Origin of the sequence: Pseudomonas sp. LAMO17WK12:I1, assembly GCF_900177315.1 — a bacterium.
GTDB classification, from domain to species: Bacteria; Pseudomonadota; Gammaproteobacteria; order Pseudomonadales; family Pseudomonadaceae; genus Aquipseudomonas; species Aquipseudomonas marginalis.
On sequence record NZ_FWZV01000016.1, the window covers coordinates 63963 to 79802 of the forward strand.

Sequence of the window (15840 nt, forward strand, 5' to 3'; positions counted from 1 at the left end):
ATCTGCTGGCACTCCCTCATCGGGGGCAAGCCCCCTCCCACAGTTGGATCTGTGTAGGTATTTGGCTATGCGGTGACCATTTCCATCACCGAAACCGGGACGGCCTCGCCGCGCTCCAGAATCCCCGTCTAACAAGTTGCCTGGATAACTCCAATCTTGAAATCACAGTAGATCCCCTGTGGGAGGGGCGGTGCGACGATTCGACTTGCTCCCGATGGCGGTGATTCAGTGACAGATGCATCTGCTGACACTCCCGCATCGGGGGCAAGCCCCCTCCCACAGTTGGATCTGTGTAGGTATTTGGCTATGCGGTGACCATTTCCATCACCGAAACCGGGACGGCCTCGCCGCGATCCAGAATCCCCGTCTAACAAGTTGCCTGGATAACTCCAATCTTGAAATCACAGTAGATCCCCTGTGGGAGGGGGCTTGCCCTCGATAGCAGTGGTTCAGTGACAGATGCATCTGCTGACACTCCCTCATCGGGGGCAAGCCCCCTCCCACAGTTGATCTCCATTGTCTGTGAGGACCGGGTTCCTAGGCGGTGGCCATTTCCATCACCGCCACCGGCGTGGCCTCACCGCGCTGCAGAATCCCCATCTGCCGTCCCCGGCTCATCACCATCACCCGATGGGACAACCCCAGCACTTCATCCAGGTCGGAACTGACCACAATCACCGCCATGCCCTTGGCCGCCAGGTCCGCGATCACTTCATAAATCGCCGCCCGCGCACCCACGTCGATGCCGCGTGTGGGCTCATCGAGGATGAACACCTTGGGGTTGCGCGCCAGCCACTTGGCGATGATCACTTTCTGCTGGTTACCGCCGGACAGGCTGGAAATCCGCGACTGCGGCGCACCTTTCACCCCCAGTCGCGCCACCGCCGTGCGCGCGAATTCGCGCAGCGGGGCAGGGAACACCCAACCGCGTTTATCCAGCAGGTCGGTGTTGCCATAAATCAGGTTGTCTTCGATGCGATGCTCCACCACCACGCCTTGCTGCTTGCGGTCTTCCGGCACCAGCACCACGCCGGCCTGGATCGCCTCGAAGGGCGAGCGCAACTGGCGGATCTCGCCATCCAGCACCATATGGCCCCGAATGTCCTGGGCCGCGCCGGCAATGGTACGCACCAGTTCGGTTCGCCCGGCGCCGACCACCCCGGCAATGCCGAATACCTCGCCGGCCCGCACGCTGAAGTCGATGCCGTGCAAGGCAAACTCACGGCAGGTCAAATCCTTGACCTGCAACATCACCTGCTCCTGGGGTGCCTGCAACGCAGGGAAGATCCGCTCCAGGCTGCGCCCGACCATCTGCTCCACCAACTCCCGGACCGGCACCTGGGCCGTGGCATGCAGGGCGATCTGGCGACCGTCGCGCAGCACCAGCACGCGGTCGGCGATGCGTGCGATTTCTTCCAGGCGGTGGCTGATATAGATAAACGACACACCCTCGGCCTTGAGCCGTTCCACCTGCTTGAACAGCAGCTCGGTTTCCTCGCCACCCAATGCGGCGGTGGGTTCATCGAGGATCAACAGGCTGGCCTTCAGCGTCAGCGCCTTGGCGATTTCCACCAGTTGCTGGGCCGCCACGCTCAGGCCTTCGACCTTGCGCGAGGCCGGCACCTTGAGGCCCAGGCGTTCGAGTTGGATCTGCGCCTGGGCCTCCATGTACTCGCGATCCACCCGCCCACGGCGCATGGGCAGGCGGCCGACGAAGATGTTCTCGGCGATCGACAGTTGCGGCAGCAGGCGGATTTCCTGGTGGATCAGGCCGATCCCGGCGCCCAGCGCAGCCCCCGGTGAAGCGGGGGCGTAGGGCGCGCCGAGCCAGGTCATGCTGCCCCCGGCTTCCGGTTGCACCAGCCCGGCGATGATCGACGACAAGGTCGACTTGCCCGCGCCGTTCTCACCGAGCAGGGCCAATACCTCGCCGGGGCGAATGTCCACGTTGACCTGCGACAACACCTGCACCGGCCCGTAGGCCTTGCTGATATTGCGCAGGCACAGCACCGCGTCGGATCGAGCGGTGTCAACGGCTGCTGCTTGCATGACGACCTCCAAGGCTTACGGGTGCTGTTGCAGGAACGGCGCGACGTTTTCTTTAGTGGTCAGCACGGTGGGCAACAACTGCTCCTTGGGCAAGGTCTTGCCGGCTTTGAGGTCGATGGCCGAGGCCACGGCCAGGCGCCCCATTTTCTGCGTCTGCTGGGTCATGGTCGCGTTCAGCACACCGCTTTGCACGGCCTTGAGCCCGGCCACGTCACCGTCGAAACCGACCACGACCACCTTGTGATCGAGGTTGCCGACTTTCACCGCCTGGGCAGCGCCCAAGGCCATGGCGTCCGCACGACCGAAGAACACGGTGATGTTCGGGTCACGCTGGAGCAGGTCCTGGGCCACGGCGAAGCCTTTGTCCTGGGCCCATTCGGCCGGTTGCTGGGCGACGACCTTGAGGTCCGGGAAGGCTTTCAGGCCCTCCTCAAAACCCTTGGCGCGATCATTCTCGGGGGTGGTACCGATCTGGCCTTGCAGGATCGCGATGCGGCCCTTGCCGTCGGTGATCTTGCCCACGTACTCGGCCAGGGTCTTGGCGCCGGCCACGCTGTCGCTGGCGATAAAGGTGTCGCCCGGTGCGTCGGGGGCGTTGCGGTCCACGGCGATCACCGGGATGCCCGCAGCCTTGGCGGCTTTCACCGGCACACCGGCAGCAGTGGCGCCGGCCGGGATGTAGATCAGCACGTCGATCTGGCGGGTGATTAGGTCTTCGATCTGGCTGACCTGGGTGGAGGAGTTGCCCTGGGCGTCCACGGTGATCACCTTGACCCCCTTGGCTTTGCCTTCGGCTTCCACCGATTGCTTGATCTGGTTGAAGAAGTCGGCCTGCAGGTTGGCCACGGCCAGGCCGATGGTCAAATCCTTGGCCCAGGTGGTGCCGGCAGCGGTGAGGGTGGCGGCGGCGAGAGCGGTGGCCAACAGCAATTTCTTGGGGCTGAACATGTCGGTGACTCCTGGTTTTATTGTTGGAGGGTGTCAACTGTCGAACAGGTTTAACGGGCAGTGCTGGAGCGGCGTCGCAGGGTGTCGATGGTGACGGCGAGGGCGATGACCACGCCGATCACCACTTGTTGAATAAAGGGCGAGACGCCGAGCAGGTTGAGGCCATTGCGCAATACGCCAATGATCAGTACGCCCACCAGGGTGCCGCCGATGCTGCCGACGCCGCCACTGAGGCTGGCGCCGCCAATCACCACGGCGGCGATGGCGTCCAGCTCCAGGCTCAGCCCGGCACTCGGTTGCGAAGAGTCCAGGCGCGCGGCCAGGGTCACCGCGGCGATGCCGGCCAGCGCACCGCTGATGGCGTACACCCACAGGGTAATCGCCCGCACCTTGATGCCCGACAACCGCGCCACTTCCGGGCTGCCGCCCATGGCGTAGAGGTTGCGGCCACCGGCACGAAAGCGCAGGAACACCCAGGCCACCACCAGCATCACCAGGAACAGGCCCACGGTGGCCGAGAGGAAACCAAAGTGGCGCACCGTCGCGAGGCTGGTGAACCAGTCCGGGTAGCCGACGATCTGCCGGCCTTCGGTAAGGATATTCGCCAGGCCACGGGCCACCGACATCATGGTCAGCGTGGCAATAAAGGGTGGCAGCTTGGCGTAGGTGATCAACGCGCCGGAGACCAGCCCGGCGAGCATGCCGCTGGCAATCGAGATCGGAATCGCAAAGCCCAGGGGCACCGCCTGATCCTGATACAGCCAGCCGAGCATCATCATCGAGAAGGCCAGCACCGAGCCGACCGACAGGTCGATGCCGCCGATCACGATCACCGCTGTCATGCCGATCGCCAGGATGCCCAGCACCGTGACCTGATCGAGGATGTTCAGGCCATTGCGCAACGAAAAGAAGAATTCGGAACTGAAGGAGAAGACCAGCACCAGCAGCACCAGCCCGATCAACGGGCCGCCGATGTTACTGGGCAGCAGTTTGACAATACGTGGGCGGGGTGGCGGCTTGAGTTCGGCCGGGTGCTGGACAATAGCTTTGGCGTCCACAGTGTTCTCCTGAGTTATTTTTTTTGGAGTGCTTTCAGGCGTCTTGAATATTTATGCGTACCTGACTGTTAATTCAGATTCCAGTGACACCGTGTCAAAGTCAAGCGCTTAATTTTTCTTGCATGCCTCTGATCCGGTGTTTTTGCCCGGCGCAAAGCCACGGGCTAGATGAGCCGGCGTGGGATTTTGGCCGTTTGTCCGAGGGATATTTCCGGGTTTTATTTGGTTTTTCAGCGGTTCGCTCACTTGACCTGCTGGAGGATCGGCGTCTAAATAGAAATATATTGTCACTGCTGAATAAATATTCAAAGACAGCCTTGGACACTTTCACCCCGCGTGGTCAGCCTCAAAGGAGCCGCTGCATGAATGCCTTCCAGTACGACGCCCACCAGATCAAGGAACAGGCCCGCCTGATCCGTCGCCATGTGATCCGCTTGAATGCCGACTCCCCGGCGGGCGGGCACACCGGGGCGGATCTTTCCGAGACCGATATCCTCGCCACCCTGTATTTCCGCATCCTCAACACCGGCCCGGAACGCACCGAAGACCCCGAGCGCGATATTTATATCCAGAGCAAGGGCCACGGCGTCGGCGGTTTGTACTGCTGCCTGGCGCAGGCGGGCTACATCCCCACCGAGTGGCTGCCCACCTACCAGCACTTCAACTCGCACCTGCCCGGCCACCCGGTACGCCAGAAAACCCCCGGCATCGAACTGAACACCGGCGCCCTCGGCCACGGTTTGCCGGTGGCGGTCGGGCTGGCCCTGGCGGCGAAGATGTCCGGCAGCAACAAGCGCATCTACGTGCTCACCGGCGACGGCGAACTGGCCGAAGGCTCCAACTGGGAAGCGGCGATGGCGGCGGCCAAGTACGGCCTGGATAACCTGTTTGTGATCGTCGACAAAAACAAGCTGCAGCTCGCCGGTTTGACCGCCGAGATCATGCCGCTGGACCCCCTGGACGTGAAATGGGCGGCCTTCGGCTTCCGCGTCAACGAGTGCGACGGTAACGACGTCGGCCAATTGATCGAAGCCCTGGAAAGCATGCAGACCAAGACCGGCGTGCCCCAGGTGCTGATCGCCCACACCATCAAAGGCAAGGGCGTGTCGTTTATCGAAGCCCGCCCCGAATGGCACCACCGCGTGCCCAAGGGTGATGAAATCAACGCAGCACTGGAGGAGTTGAACCATGGCGAGTGAACATTTGGCGAGCGTCATGGTGGAAGCGTTTATCGCTGCTGTCGAGGCCGGGCTGGACGTAGTGCCGGTGGTCAGCGACTCCACCTCCACGGCCAAGATCGGCCCGTTTGCCCAGCGCTTTCCCGAGCGGCTGATCAATGTGGGCATTGCCGAGCAATCCCTGGTCAGCGTCGCGGCGGGCCTGGCCCTGGGCGGCAAGATCGCCGCCACCTGCAATGCGGCGCCGTTCCTGATCTCGCGGGCCAATGAGCAGATCAAGGTGGACGTCTGCTACAACCAGGCCAATGTGAAGATGTTCGGCCTGAATGCCGGCACCAGTTATGGCCCGCTCGCCAGCACCCACCACAGCCTCGACGATATTTCGGTGATGCGCGGGTTTGGCAATGTGCAGATCTTCGCCCCGGCCGATGCCGTCGAGTGCCGGCAGATCATCGATTACGCGCTGCGCTACCACGGCCCGGTGTATATCCGTCTCGACGGCAAAGCCTTGCCCGACGTGCATGGCGCCGACTATCAGTTTGCACCCGGTCAGGTGGATATCCTGCGCCAGGGCGCCGATGTGAGCATCGTGGCCCTGGGCTCGGTGGTGCATGAAGCGGTGGAGGCGGCGGCATTGCTGGCGGAGCAGGGCATCCAGGCCCAGGTGATCAACCTGTCGTCGATCCGGCCCTTGCAGCGTGATGTATTGCTCAGCGCCTTGAGCGGCACGCGCGCCGTCATCAGTGTGGAAGAACACAATATCAATGGCGGCGTCGGCAGCCTGGTCGCCGAAGTGCTGGCCGAAGCCGGGTTGGGCATTGCCCTGGTCCGCCTGGGTATCGGCGATGGCGAGTACGCCGCCGCCGGTGCCCGCGAACCGACCCGCGCCTTGCATAACATCGACGCGGCTGGGATCGTGGCGGCTGCCACTCGGTTGCGGTGAACCCAATGAATAACAACACCCCGCTGATCCTGGCGATAGATGAAGGCACCAGCAACGCCAAGGCGGTGCTGGTCAACGAACTTGGCCAGGTGATTGCGCGCGGTTCGCGGCCCTTGAGCATCCGCCATCCCCAGGCCGGGTTTTCCGAGCAGGACCCGCTGCTGATCTGGCAAAACACGTTGGCTGCGATTGAAGAATGCCTGGCCCAGGTGGATCGTCCGATCACTGCGCTCGCGATCAGCAACCAGCGTGAATCGGTGGTGGCTTGGGATAGGCATACCGGTGAACCATTGTCGCCGTGCATCAGTTGGCAGTGCCGACGCTCTACGGCGTTGTGCACTCAACTGCATGAGCAGGGCCATGAAGCGCTGATCCTGGAGAAGACCGGGCTGGCGTTGGACCCGATGTTCTCGGCGGGCAAATTTCGCTGGATTCTCGATCACCTTGAGGATGGCCACGCCCGCGCCGCTGCCGGGGAGATCTGCCTGGGCACCGTCGACAGCTGGCTGTTGTGGCAACTCAGCGGCGGCCAGGTGTTCGCCACCGACTATTCCAACGCCGCGCGCACCCAACTGTTCAACCTGCACACCTGCGCCTGGGATCCTGAGCTGTTGGCGTTGTTCGGCATTCCGGCTGCGGCGTTGGCGCCGATCCGGCCGAGCGCCGGTTTCTTCGCCGAAACCGTCGCGTTGGGCGCCTTGCCCGCCGGTATCCCGGTGATGTCGATGATCGGCGATTCCCATGCGGCGCTGTACGGGCAGGGCGGTTTTGCGCCGGGGCTGGTCAAGGCCACCCTCGGCACCGGTTCGTCCTTGATGACGCCCATGGGCGGGCCGATTGCCTCCACCCATGGCCTGTCGACCACCCTGGCCTGGCACGATGGCAGCCAACCTACTTTCGGCATGGAAGGCAATATCGTCCATACCGGCGCTGCCGTGCAGTGGGCGTCGAAGCTGGTGGCGGGAGAATCCCTGGATGCGCTGACCGAACAGGCCGCGCAATTGCCGGATAACGGCGGCGTGTATTTTGTCCCGGCGCTGTCCGGCCTCGGCGCACCGCACTGGAAGGCCGACGCCCGTGGACTCATCTGCGGGTTGAGCGAAGCCACGTCCGGCGCGCATATCCTGCGTGCGGCGCTGGAATCCATCGGCTATCAGATTCGCGATGTGTTCGAGGCCATGCAGCAGGACATCGGCAGCCCGCTCAAGGAACTGTGGGTGGATGGCGGCGCCACGCGCAACCGCTGGCTGATGCAGTTCCTCGCCAACCTGCTGCAACGCCCGGTGGTGCGCAGCCTGTCACCGGAGGTGTCGGCATTGGGCGCCGCGCACCTGGCGGGACGGGCGTTGGGGGTGTGGGCGAATGATGCGGCGCTGGGGCAGTTGGAACGCCAGCGCGAGCGCTTTGAGCCGCAGGAGGATCCGGCGATGGCGGAGCGTTACTCAGAGTGGAAAAAGGCTTTAGCCCGCACACTCCTCTAACCGCATATGCAAACCAAATGTGGGAGGGGCTTGCCGCCGATGAGCATAGGGAACTACATAACGTTGACTCAACACTGAACGTCCGGCAGATAGGGCTGTTGTGGTGAGCGGGCTTGTCGAATCGTCGCACCGCCCCTCCCACATTGAGATCACACCCGCCTTCAAGGCCGCCAGGTCTGCACGTCCTTGGCATCCACCGCCTTGGGCAACAACCCCGCCTTGAAGAACGCATCGGCAATCTTCTGCTGCTCACCCAACTGCTCAATCGTCACCGGCTGCACCTGATAACTGCGGTGCGCATTCGCCGCTTCCACCGTGGCTGCATCCAGGTTGCCCCACAGCGGGCCGAGCACTTTGGCCGCGTCCTGCGGGTTGGTTTTTACCCAGTGGCCGGCGTTTTCAAGCTGCGCATACACCACCTTCAATACCTCCGGGTGTGCCTTGGCGTAGGGCGTGCCGGTCAGGTAGTAACGCTTGTAGCTGGCCAGCCCGGCACCGTCCGCCAGGGTGCGTGTCGGCAGTTGGCGCTGCACGCTGGTGAGGAAGGGCTCCCAGGTGACCCAGGCGTCCACCTTGTTGTTCTCGAACGCCGCGCGGCCATCGGCCGGCGACAGGTAAGCCGGCTCGATATCCGAGAACGCCAGGCCGGCCTTGGCCAGCGCGGCAATCAACAGATAGTGAGTGCCGGCGGCCTTGGTTACCGCGATCTTCTTGCCCTTCAAGTCTGCCAATTGTTGGATCGGCGAGTCCTTGCGCACCACGATGGCCTGGGCCGAAGGCGAGGGCGCTTCCTGGGCGAAGTAGGTGAGTTTGGCCTGGGCGGCCTGGGCGAAGATCGGCACGGTGTCGGCCACGTCGGCGCTGATGTCCACATTGCCGACGTTCAGCGCTTCCAGCAGCGGCAGGCCGCTGGGGAACTCATGCCAGCTCACCTCGATGTTGTCGGCCCTGAGGGCTTTCTCCAGGGTGCCCTGGGTCTTCAGCAGGGTGATCAGCGTGGAGGATTTCTGGTAACCGATGCGCACGGTTTCCTGGGCGTGCGCACTGACGGCAACGGAAAGGGCCAGCAATCCTAATACAGCGGCGAGGGGACGACGAAGGGACATGGTGGGCTCGATCTTCAGCGAAATAGATCCAAGCTTAATGATCTGAAAACCATTCGATAAATACTCTTTCGATCTGAGCTTAGGGCGCTTTCATACGCTTCCTGCCCATCAGGCATAACCATAGAATTATATGGTTCTTTCATAAAAGTCAGTCGTTAATATAATCAAAATGGAATTTTTGTCGCTTTCGGCCTTTCTCTGGAGCGGGCTGACCCATTCAATAGGGATACTTCGCATGGCTGCTTTTGATCACCTGACCCGTCGCCGCCTCCTGGGCCTGGCCGGCCTGACCCTGGCGAGCCTGTCGCTGCCGCGCCTGGGCTTTGCCGCCGACGCACATGCCGGCCACAACATCGCCCAGGAGCCCGCCGGCACCGGTGAGTTCATCCGCCTCGACGCGCCGCGTAAACTCAAGCTGGCGGTCAACCTCAACGCGGTGTGCCTGGCGCCGGTGGTGATCGCCCATGGGCAAGGCTTCTTCAGTAAGCACAACCTGGACGTGGAGTTGGTCAACTTCGGCAACTCCACCGAGGTCTTGCTGGAAGCCATCGCCACCGGCAAGGCCGACGCAGGCGTGGGCATGGCGTTGCGCTGGCTCAAGGCCCTGGAGCAGGGCTTTGACGTGAAGCTCACCGCCGGCACCCATGGCGGTTGCCTGCGGTTGCTCAGTGCCGCCAACGGCGGTGTGAGCAAACTGGAAGACCTCAAGGGCAAGGCCATCGGCGTGACCGACATGGCCAGCCCGGACCGCAACTTCTTTTCGATCCTGCTGAAAAAACACGGCGTCGACCCGGTGCGCGATGTGGAGTGGCGCCTGTACCCGGCCGACCTGCTCGGCACGGCGCTGGAGCGTGGCGAAGTGCAGGCAGTGAGCGGCAGTGACCCGTTCATGTACCGCCTGATCAAGTCCGGCGTGGCGCGGGAGTTGTCCACCAACCTGGTGGAGGAATACGCCAACCTCAGTTGCTGCGTGGTCGGCGTCACCGGCAAATTGGTGCGTGAAGACAAGCGCGTGGTCGCGGCGCTGACCCAGGCGATCCTTGAGGCCCATGACTATTCCGTGCAGCACCCGGAGGACGTCGCCAAAGGCTTCCAGGCCTACGCACTGAACACCTCCACCGAAGAAGTCCAGGCGATCCTCCACGACCACACCCACGGCCACCACGCGGTCGGCGCAGCGCTGACCCAGGAGATCACCACCTACGTCACCGACCTGAAAACCGTGGAAGTGATCAGCAAAGGCACCGACCCGATCGCGTTTGCCAAGGAGATCACCGCCGATGTCTTCAACTGACGCAACCGTCCTCAACCCGCCTGTGGCGCTCAAGCTCGGGTGGCAAGGCGCGGCGGTGGTGACGGCCTGGGTGGCCGTCGCGCTGCTGATCAGTTACTGGCCCAACGCGGTGCGCAATTGGCCGATGACCCAGGGCCTGGCCAACCTCTGTGTGGGCGTGGCGGCGTTGTTCATTGTGCTGAGCCTGCTGGGGCGCAAGCTGTCGACACTCGCGCTGCGCTTGCGCACGGCCGCGCCCTGGCTGATCGCCTTGCCGGTGCTTTTGGGCCTCTGGGAGTTGCTCACCGCCAAGCTTGCGCTGTTGCCGGTGCCGTTCTTCGCGCCGCCCCAAGCCTTGCTCGCGGTGTACATCGAAGACTACCCACGCCTGGCCGACAGCCTGCTGCATTCGGCGCTGCTGCTGGGCTCGGGAGTGGCACTGGGCGCGGCCACCGGGTTTGTCGCCGGCGTCGCCATTGGCTGGTCCACGCGGATCGGCTACTGGCTGCACCCGGTGCTGCGCATCCTCGGCCCGGTGCCGTCGACGGCGTTGTTGCCGCTGTGTTTTTTCCTGTTTCCGAGCAGTTGGAGTGCGAGTGTGTTTTTGATCGCCCTGGCCACCTGGTTTCCGGTCACGGTGCTTACCTGGTCCGGCGTGGCCAGCGTCGATAAAGCCTATTACGACGTGGCGCGCACCCTCGGCGCCCGGCCGGGTTTTCTGATTTTCAAGGTGGCGATTCCCGCCGCGTTGCCTCACGTCTTCGTCGGCCTGTTCATGGGCCTGGGCGCCTCATTCTCAACCTTGGTGGTGGCGGAAATGATGGGGGTCAAATCCGGCATCGGCTGGTACCTGCAATGGGCCCAGGGCTGGGCAGCCTACGCGAACATGTACGCCGCACTGCTGATCATGGCGCTGGCCTGTTCGGGGTTGATCACCGGGTTGTTCCTGGTGCGTGATCGGTTGCTGGCCTGGCAGAAAGGAGCAATGAAATGGTAGCCCTGGCACACGCGGGATCGGCTTTGGAAGGATTGGCGCTGCGCATAGAAAACCTCAGCCATGGTTTTGCGCTGGACGGCCGGCATTTGCCGGTGTTGGAGCGGGTGTCCCTGGACGTGGCGCCGGGAGAATTTGTGGCATTGCTCGGGCCGTCGGGTTGCGGCAAGTCCACCTTGCTGCGCCTGGTGGCGGGGCTGGAACCGGCGGACTCCGGCCGACTGCTGGCCGATGGCGAACCCATCGCCGGCCCGGACCCGAGCCGTGTGGTGGTGTTCCAGGACCCGACCCTGTACCCGTGGCGCCGCGTGTGGGACAACGTCGCCCTCGGCCTCGAAGCCCAGGGCCTGCTCAAGACCCATTCGGCCAAGGTCGATGAGGCCCTGCACAAGGTCGGCCTTGGCCCGTTCGCCCGTGCCTATCCCCGGCAGTTGTCCGGCGGCATGGCCCAGCGGGTGGCGTTGGCCCGTGCCCTGGTCAACCAGCCGCGTTTGCTGATCCTCGACGAACCCCTGGGCAAACTCGACTCCCTGACCCGCATCACCATGCAAAAAGAGCTGATCGACCTGTGGCAGCGCCAGGGCTACACGGCGTTGCTGGTGACCCACGATGTGGAAGAAGCCTTGCTGCTGGCCAACCGGGTGATTGTGTTCAGCGACCGCCCGGCGAAGATCCAGGCACAGTTGAGCATCGATAGGCCGTATCCACGGCACCGGGACGATCCTTACCTGGTGGACCTGCGGCGGCAGATACTGGGCCTGCTGGGGTTGGGCGAAAACTGGTAGTCAGTGGGCGTCTTTCAGCGCAATGGCCTGGGTGGTCGTACTTGAGACACCGGCACGGTCCGCCAGGTAACGCGCGGGCGGCTGGCCCACCGCCTTGCGGAACATGGTGATGAAGCCACTGGCGTTTTCATAACCCAGGTCCAGGGCCACCCGTTGCACACTTTCACCCTTGGCCAGCCGTTGCAGGGACAGGATTACATGCAACTGCCGGCGCCAGCGGCCGAAACTCAGGCCCAATTCCTCCAGCAACAGGCGCGTCATGCTGCGCTCGCTCATGCCGATGCGCACCGCCCACTGGCCGAGGGTGGCTTTGTCGGTCGGGTCGGCCAGCAGGCTGTTGGCCAGGCGGCGCAAGCGTGCGTCCTGGGGCATGGGCAGGTGCAGGGCTTCGACCGGGGCGGCGGCCAGTTCATCCAGCAAGGTGTTGATCAAGCGGCCTTGGGCGCCGGCCTCGTCATAGAATTGCGGGAAACTGACGGCCTTGCTGATCAGCTCATGCAGCAACCCGGACACGGCCAGGGTGCAGCATTGCGGCGGCAGGGCGTGGGCGGCGTCGGGGTCGATCAGCAGGCAATACACCTCGGCCTCGCCAGAGCCACGCGCCGCATGGGGCGTGCCGCCGGGAATCCACAGTGCACACTGGGGCGGCACGATCCAGATTCCCGCTTCGATTTCACAGTGGATGACCCCGCGCAGGGTGTACATCAACTGGCCCTTGCGGTGGGCGTGCTGGGCATGTTCCCAGGTGTCCGACGTGCTGGTGGCGCCCACGGCCACCACGGCGCGGGGGAACAGGTCGGCGTCCTTGGCCATCAACGGGTCGAGCAGATCAAGACGGTGGTGCTTCATGGCGGAGATCGCAGATTGGCCGGATTGCGAAACAGTCTGGCTATTCTGTGCAATGCCGTCCAGGGGTTCGAGCTTTATATTGAGATCCACTCTCATTAAGGAGCTTTGCCATGCGACTCGACAGCACAACATTCCCCGTGGTGAAAATCGTCTTCGATGCGCCGAACCAAGGCGGGCCGGAAGACGCCTTCCGGGTCTTCGAAGACCTGTTGGCACGCCAGCAATCCTTCCTGCTGCTGCACGAAAAAGCCGTGGACGAAACCCATCACGAACATTCCCATGAACAGCGCAAGCAAGCCTCGATCTGGATGAAGAAGCACCGACAAGCGCTGCGCACGTTCGTCAAGGGCATGATCCAGGTCGAGCCCAGCGCGGCCAAACGCCTGGCACTCAAGCCGTTTGCGCAGATGTTCGGCAAGGCCTGGGGCTACCCGTTGCTGGTGGTGGAATCCAAGGACCAGGCCTGGGCACTGGCGCGGGATGTGCTGGATGAGCGGGTGTCGGATGTGGCGTATTTTTGAACGGACGCGACCCGACTCTCTCTGTGGTGAGCGGGCTTGCCCCGCGCTGGGCTGCGCAGCGGCCCCAAAACCAGGCGCTTAGGCGTGCCTGATACACCGCATTCGTCTTCATCAGGGGCGCTTCGCACCCCAACGCGGGCAAGCCCGCTCGCCACAGGGGCAGGTCTTTCTCGCCGGTCGGGGGCTGGCCAAGCTGCGTTATCACCTGGCATTGCAGCTGTTGCTGATCCTGGTTTATTTGGTGGTGGCCGAGCGAGTGGTAGAGATTGTGTGGGGCTTGCGCGCCCATTGAAGTATCCTCCGCACCCCGCTTTCCACCGATTCAAAGACAGATGACAGGACAAGACATGCAGGCGCTGCTGGAGTCGATCCTCGACGAAGTGCGCCCCCTGATCGGCCTCGGCAAAGTCGCCGACTACATTCCCGCGCTGGCCGATGTACCGGCAAACCAACTGGGTATTGCGGTATACGGCAATGACGGCTCGGCCTACCGCGCCGGTGACGCCGATACGCTGTTCTCGGTGCAGAGCATTTCCAAGGTGTTCAGCCTGGTGCAGGCCATTGACCATGGCGGTGAAACCATCTGGGAACGCCTGGGCCACGAGCCTTCGGGGCAGCCGTTCAACTCGTTGGTGCAACTGGAATTCGAACGCGGCCGCCCGCGTAACCCCTTCATCAATGCTGGCGCGCTGGTGATCTGCGACATCAACCAATCACGCTTTGCCGTGCCGATCCTGTCGATGCGCGACTTCGTGCGGCGCCTGTCGGGCAACCCGCAGATCCTGGTCAACAGCGTGGTCGCCGACTCCGAAGCCCAGCACGGCGCACGCAACGCGGCCATGGCCTACCTGATGAAATCCTTCGGCAACTTCCACAACGATGTGGACGCGGTGCTGCACAGCTACTTCAACTACTGCGCCTTGCAGATGAGCTGCCTGGACCTGGCCAAGGCGTTCAGCTTCCTCGCCAACGAGGGCACCAGTGCCCACAGCGGCGAACAGATCCTCACCGCGCGGCAGACCAAGCAAGTCAACTCGATCATGGCCACCAGCGGGCTGTATGACGAGGCGGGCAACTTTGCCTACCGCGTGGGCTTGCCGGGCAAGAGCGGTGTGGGCGGCGGCATTGTCGCGGTGGTGCCGGGGCAGTTTACGGTGTGCGTGTGGTCGCCGGAATTGAACGCGGCGGGCAACTCGCTGGCGGGGATCAAGGCGTTGGAGTTGTTGAGTGAGCGGATTGGGTGGTCGGTGTTTTGAGATCGTTCCCACGCGCGTGGGAACGATCATCTGAGTCATGCTGCTGGATGGGCGTCATCCAATGCTTTGTCCACCAACAATTGCACACCTTCCAGCATTCGGCAGATGCCCAACGCCACATTGCGTTGTGCGCCGTCGATTTCAAAGGCCAGGTGCGTGGCGATATCGGTGATGGAGGATAGATCCTGGGAGGCGTTGACCAGCAGGGTTTCCGTGCCTAGGTCGGGGCGCACGGTGAAGAGTTTTTCTGGGGGATTGGGGCTGTCTTTGATCATGGTGAAGCTCCTTTGTAAATGGGGCTGCCACGATTCGCGGTCAATCGAAGAGGGTGGCAGCTGTACGCGGGTTGACCGACCGGCCCAAAGAACAAAACCGGCATACCCTAAGGTATCCCGCGTACAGCTGCCGCGACACGATACATCAGACGTAAAAAAACGCCTAAGCTCGGGGTTGGCGCAGTTGCTCTTTGAAGTCGGACGGTCAAATCCGGTCGCTGAATGGGCAGCGACGGCACAGAGGTTAGTCAGCCAAGTTCCGAGCGACAACCTGAAACAGTCGTGGGATAAGTCCTAGGGAACTCATGGTCAGACGCCACAAACGCCTATTCAGCGTCCTTTTTTGCGCGTCTTCGACCCCGGCAAAATCATACCCACCTCCTGCTGGTAGCGCCGATACCGCTCACCAAACAACACCACCAGGTCCTTTTCTTCAAAGCTGGCGCCAATGAAGAGGTAAACCGTCATCCCTGTCGCAAACAACAGGTGCCCGGCCGTCATGTACGGCGTTGCCCAAAAGGCGATCAGGAAACCCAGGTACAGCGGGTGACGCACGATCCTGTAAAACAGCGGCGTCCTGAATACTGGCGCCTGTGGTGTGGTTTTTCGCCAACGGTCGATGGCCTGCTTGAGCCCGAACAGTTCGAAGTGGTCGATCAAAAAGGTTGCCAGTAAAGCGATGCCCCAGCCCAGCCAGAACAGGCCAATCAGCAGGGCCTTGGCCCACGTCGTTTCAACCTTCCAGACGGTGAGCGGCATCGGTTGCCACAGCCAGAACATCAGCATCAGCACCAGGCTGCTGAGCAGCACATACGTGGAGCGTTCAACGGAGGTCGGAATGACTGCCGCCAGCCACTGCTTGAAGCCTTTGCGCGCCATGGCCGTGTGCTGGACGCCGAACAGCAGGATCAATGCGCAGTTGATCAGCACGGCGGCTGGCCAAGCGAGGAGGGGCCCATCGTTGATGTTCTTGGGCACCGCCACGCTGCCGACGAAGCCGATCAGATACAAACAGGTGAACAGGAACGCCAAATAGCAGCAGGTGCTGTACACCAGCCCCATGACACGGGCGGTGCGAGTGTTGTCGAGTTGCATGAGCATGCCTTTCCCACAGGATGAATAGA

Annotated in this window: 15 protein-coding genes; 8 read left to right on the top strand and 7 right to left on the bottom strand. The window is 62.7% G+C overall.

What is annotated here, in order from left to right; genetic code table 11:
* Positions 1-537: 537 nt before the first annotated feature.
* From B9N88_RS26735 to B9N88_RS26745, 3 genes are read right to left on the bottom strand one after another with little or no spacing between them, the layout of a single operon-like run.
* Positions 538-2049, bottom strand: coding sequence for a sugar ABC transporter ATP-binding protein (locus B9N88_RS26735; RefSeq protein ID WP_027607264.1), 1512 nt, complete (start codon positions 2047-2049; stop codon positions 538-540).
* A gap of 15 nt (positions 2050-2064) precedes the next feature.
* On the bottom strand, positions 2065-2997 hold the full coding sequence (locus tag B9N88_RS26740; RefSeq protein WP_027607263.1) for a sugar ABC transporter substrate-binding protein: 933 nt from the start codon (positions 2995-2997) through the stop codon (positions 2065-2067).
* 50 nt (positions 2998-3047) lie between these two features.
* Positions 3048-4055 (bottom strand): ABC transporter permease, encoded by a 1008-nt coding sequence (locus B9N88_RS26745; protein WP_027607262.1) that lies wholly within the window; start codon positions 4053-4055, stop codon positions 3048-3050.
* Between the two features lie 362 nt (positions 4056-4417).
* On the opposite strand from B9N88_RS26745, the gene B9N88_RS26750 reads away from it, so the two are divergent.
* The 3 genes from B9N88_RS26750 to B9N88_RS26760 are packed head-to-tail and all read left to right on the top strand — an operon-like array spanning position 4418 to position 7657.
* Entirely contained in the window at positions 4418-5254 is an 837-nt protein-coding gene (locus tag B9N88_RS26750; protein WP_027607261.1) for a transketolase, read from the top strand.
* Positions 5244-6176: a transketolase family protein gene (locus tag B9N88_RS26755; RefSeq protein WP_027607260.1), complete on the top strand. Its 933-nt coding sequence runs from the start codon at positions 5244-5246 to the stop codon at positions 6174-6176. Before B9N88_RS26750 ends, B9N88_RS26755 begins: the two co-directional genes overlap by 11 nt.
* A 5-nt stretch (positions 6177-6181) precedes the next feature.
* Positions 6182-7657, top strand: a complete 1476-nt coding sequence (locus B9N88_RS26760; protein WP_027607259.1) for an FGGY family carbohydrate kinase — start codon at positions 6182-6184, stop codon at positions 7655-7657.
* A gap of 161 nt (positions 7658-7818) precedes the next feature.
* Here B9N88_RS26760 and B9N88_RS26765 read toward each other — a convergent pair whose 3' ends face one another.
* Entirely contained in the window at positions 7819-8763 is a 945-nt protein-coding gene (locus B9N88_RS26765; protein ID WP_027607258.1) for an aliphatic sulfonate ABC transporter substrate-binding protein, read from the bottom strand.
* Between the two features lie 235 nt (positions 8764-8998).
* On the opposite strand from B9N88_RS26765, the gene B9N88_RS26770 reads away from it, so the two are divergent.
* From B9N88_RS26770 to B9N88_RS26780, 3 genes are read left to right on the top strand one after another with little or no spacing between them, the layout of a single operon-like run.
* Complete coding sequence (locus B9N88_RS26770; RefSeq protein ID WP_027607257.1) at positions 8999-10057, top strand: ABC transporter substrate-binding protein; 1059 nt, start codon at positions 8999-9001, stop codon at positions 10055-10057.
* Complete coding sequence (locus B9N88_RS26775; RefSeq protein ID WP_027607256.1) at positions 10044-11033, top strand: ABC transporter permease; 990 nt, start codon at positions 10044-10046, stop codon at positions 11031-11033. The genes B9N88_RS26770 and B9N88_RS26775 overlap by 14 nt, the downstream gene beginning before the upstream one ends.
* A complete protein-coding gene (locus B9N88_RS26780; RefSeq protein ID WP_027607255.1) occupies positions 11027-11815 on the top strand; it encodes an ABC transporter ATP-binding protein in 789 nt (262 codons plus the stop codon). Before B9N88_RS26775 ends, B9N88_RS26780 begins: the two co-directional genes overlap by 7 nt.
* On the opposite strand, the gene B9N88_RS26785 is transcribed toward B9N88_RS26780, so the two are convergent.
* Positions 11816-12664 (bottom strand): AraC family transcriptional regulator, encoded by an 849-nt coding sequence (locus tag B9N88_RS26785; protein ID WP_027607254.1) that lies wholly within the window; start codon positions 12662-12664, stop codon positions 11816-11818. It abuts the gene before it with no gap.
* A 110-nt stretch (positions 12665-12774) separates the two neighbouring features.
* Between B9N88_RS26785 and B9N88_RS26790 the strand changes: the two genes are divergently transcribed.
* Both B9N88_RS26790 and glsB read left to right on the top strand, forming a co-directional pair.
* On the top strand, positions 12775-13185 hold the full coding sequence (locus B9N88_RS26790; RefSeq protein WP_027607253.1) for a hypothetical protein: 411 nt from the start codon (positions 12775-12777) through the stop codon (positions 13183-13185).
* A 347-nt stretch (positions 13186-13532) separates the two neighbouring features.
* Entirely contained in the window at positions 13533-14441 is a 909-nt protein-coding gene (gene glsB, locus B9N88_RS26795) for a glutaminase B (RefSeq protein WP_027607252.1), read from the top strand.
* 35 nt (positions 14442-14476) lie between these two features.
* Here the strand turns inward: glsB and B9N88_RS26800 are convergent, their stop codons facing one another.
* Entirely contained in the window at positions 14477-14716 is a 240-nt protein-coding gene (locus B9N88_RS26800) for a DUF6124 family protein (protein ID WP_027607251.1), read from the bottom strand.
* 330 nt (positions 14717-15046) lie between these two features.
* Complete coding sequence (gene mddA, locus B9N88_RS26805; protein ID WP_371263387.1) at positions 15047-15811, bottom strand: methanethiol S-methyltransferase; 765 nt, start codon at positions 15809-15811, stop codon at positions 15047-15049.
* Between the last annotated feature and the right edge of the window lie 29 nt (positions 15812-15840).

What these genes read in the sequence shown, in the direction of transcription:
- B9N88_RS26735 (WP_027607264.1), bottom strand. Translation starts at nt 2,049, where the DNA reads ATGCAAGCAGCAGCCGTTGACACCGCTCGATCCGACGCGGTGCTGTGC.
- B9N88_RS26740 (WP_027607263.1), bottom strand. Translation starts at nt 2,997, where the DNA reads ATGTTCAGCCCCAAGAAATTGCTGTTGGCCACCGCTCTCGCCGCCGCC.
- B9N88_RS26750 (WP_027607261.1), top strand. Translation starts at nt 4,418, where the DNA reads ATGAATGCCTTCCAGTACGACGCCCACCAGATCAAGGAACAGGCCCGC.
- B9N88_RS26755 (WP_027607260.1), top strand. Translation starts at nt 5,244, where the DNA reads ATGGCGAGTGAACATTTGGCGAGCGTCATGGTGGAAGCGTTTATCGCT.
- B9N88_RS26760 (WP_027607259.1), top strand. Translation starts at nt 6,182, where the DNA reads ATGAATAACAACACCCCGCTGATCCTGGCGATAGATGAAGGCACCAGC.
- B9N88_RS26765 (WP_027607258.1), bottom strand. Translation starts at nt 8,763, where the DNA reads ATGTCCCTTCGTCGTCCCCTCGCCGCTGTATTAGGATTGCTGGCCCTT.
- B9N88_RS26770 (WP_027607257.1), top strand. Translation starts at nt 8,999, where the DNA reads ATGGCTGCTTTTGATCACCTGACCCGTCGCCGCCTCCTGGGCCTGGCC.
- B9N88_RS26775 (WP_027607256.1), top strand. Translation starts at nt 10,044, where the DNA reads ATGTCTTCAACTGACGCAACCGTCCTCAACCCGCCTGTGGCGCTCAAG.
- B9N88_RS26780 (WP_027607255.1), top strand. Translation starts at nt 11,027, where the DNA reads ATGGTAGCCCTGGCACACGCGGGATCGGCTTTGGAAGGATTGGCGCTG.
- B9N88_RS26785 (WP_027607254.1), bottom strand. Translation starts at nt 12,664, where the DNA reads ATGAAGCACCACCGTCTTGATCTGCTCGACCCGTTGATGGCCAAGGAC.
- B9N88_RS26790 (WP_027607253.1), top strand. Translation starts at nt 12,775, where the DNA reads ATGCGACTCGACAGCACAACATTCCCCGTGGTGAAAATCGTCTTCGAT.
- glsB (WP_027607252.1), top strand. Translation starts at nt 13,533, where the DNA reads ATGCAGGCGCTGCTGGAGTCGATCCTCGACGAAGTGCGCCCCCTGATC.
- B9N88_RS26800 (WP_027607251.1), bottom strand. Translation starts at nt 14,716, where the DNA reads ATGATCAAAGACAGCCCCAATCCCCCAGAAAAACTCTTCACCGTGCGC.
- mddA (WP_371263387.1), bottom strand. Translation starts at nt 15,811, where the DNA reads ATGCAACTCGACAACACTCGCACCGCCCGTGTCATGGGGCTGGTGTAC.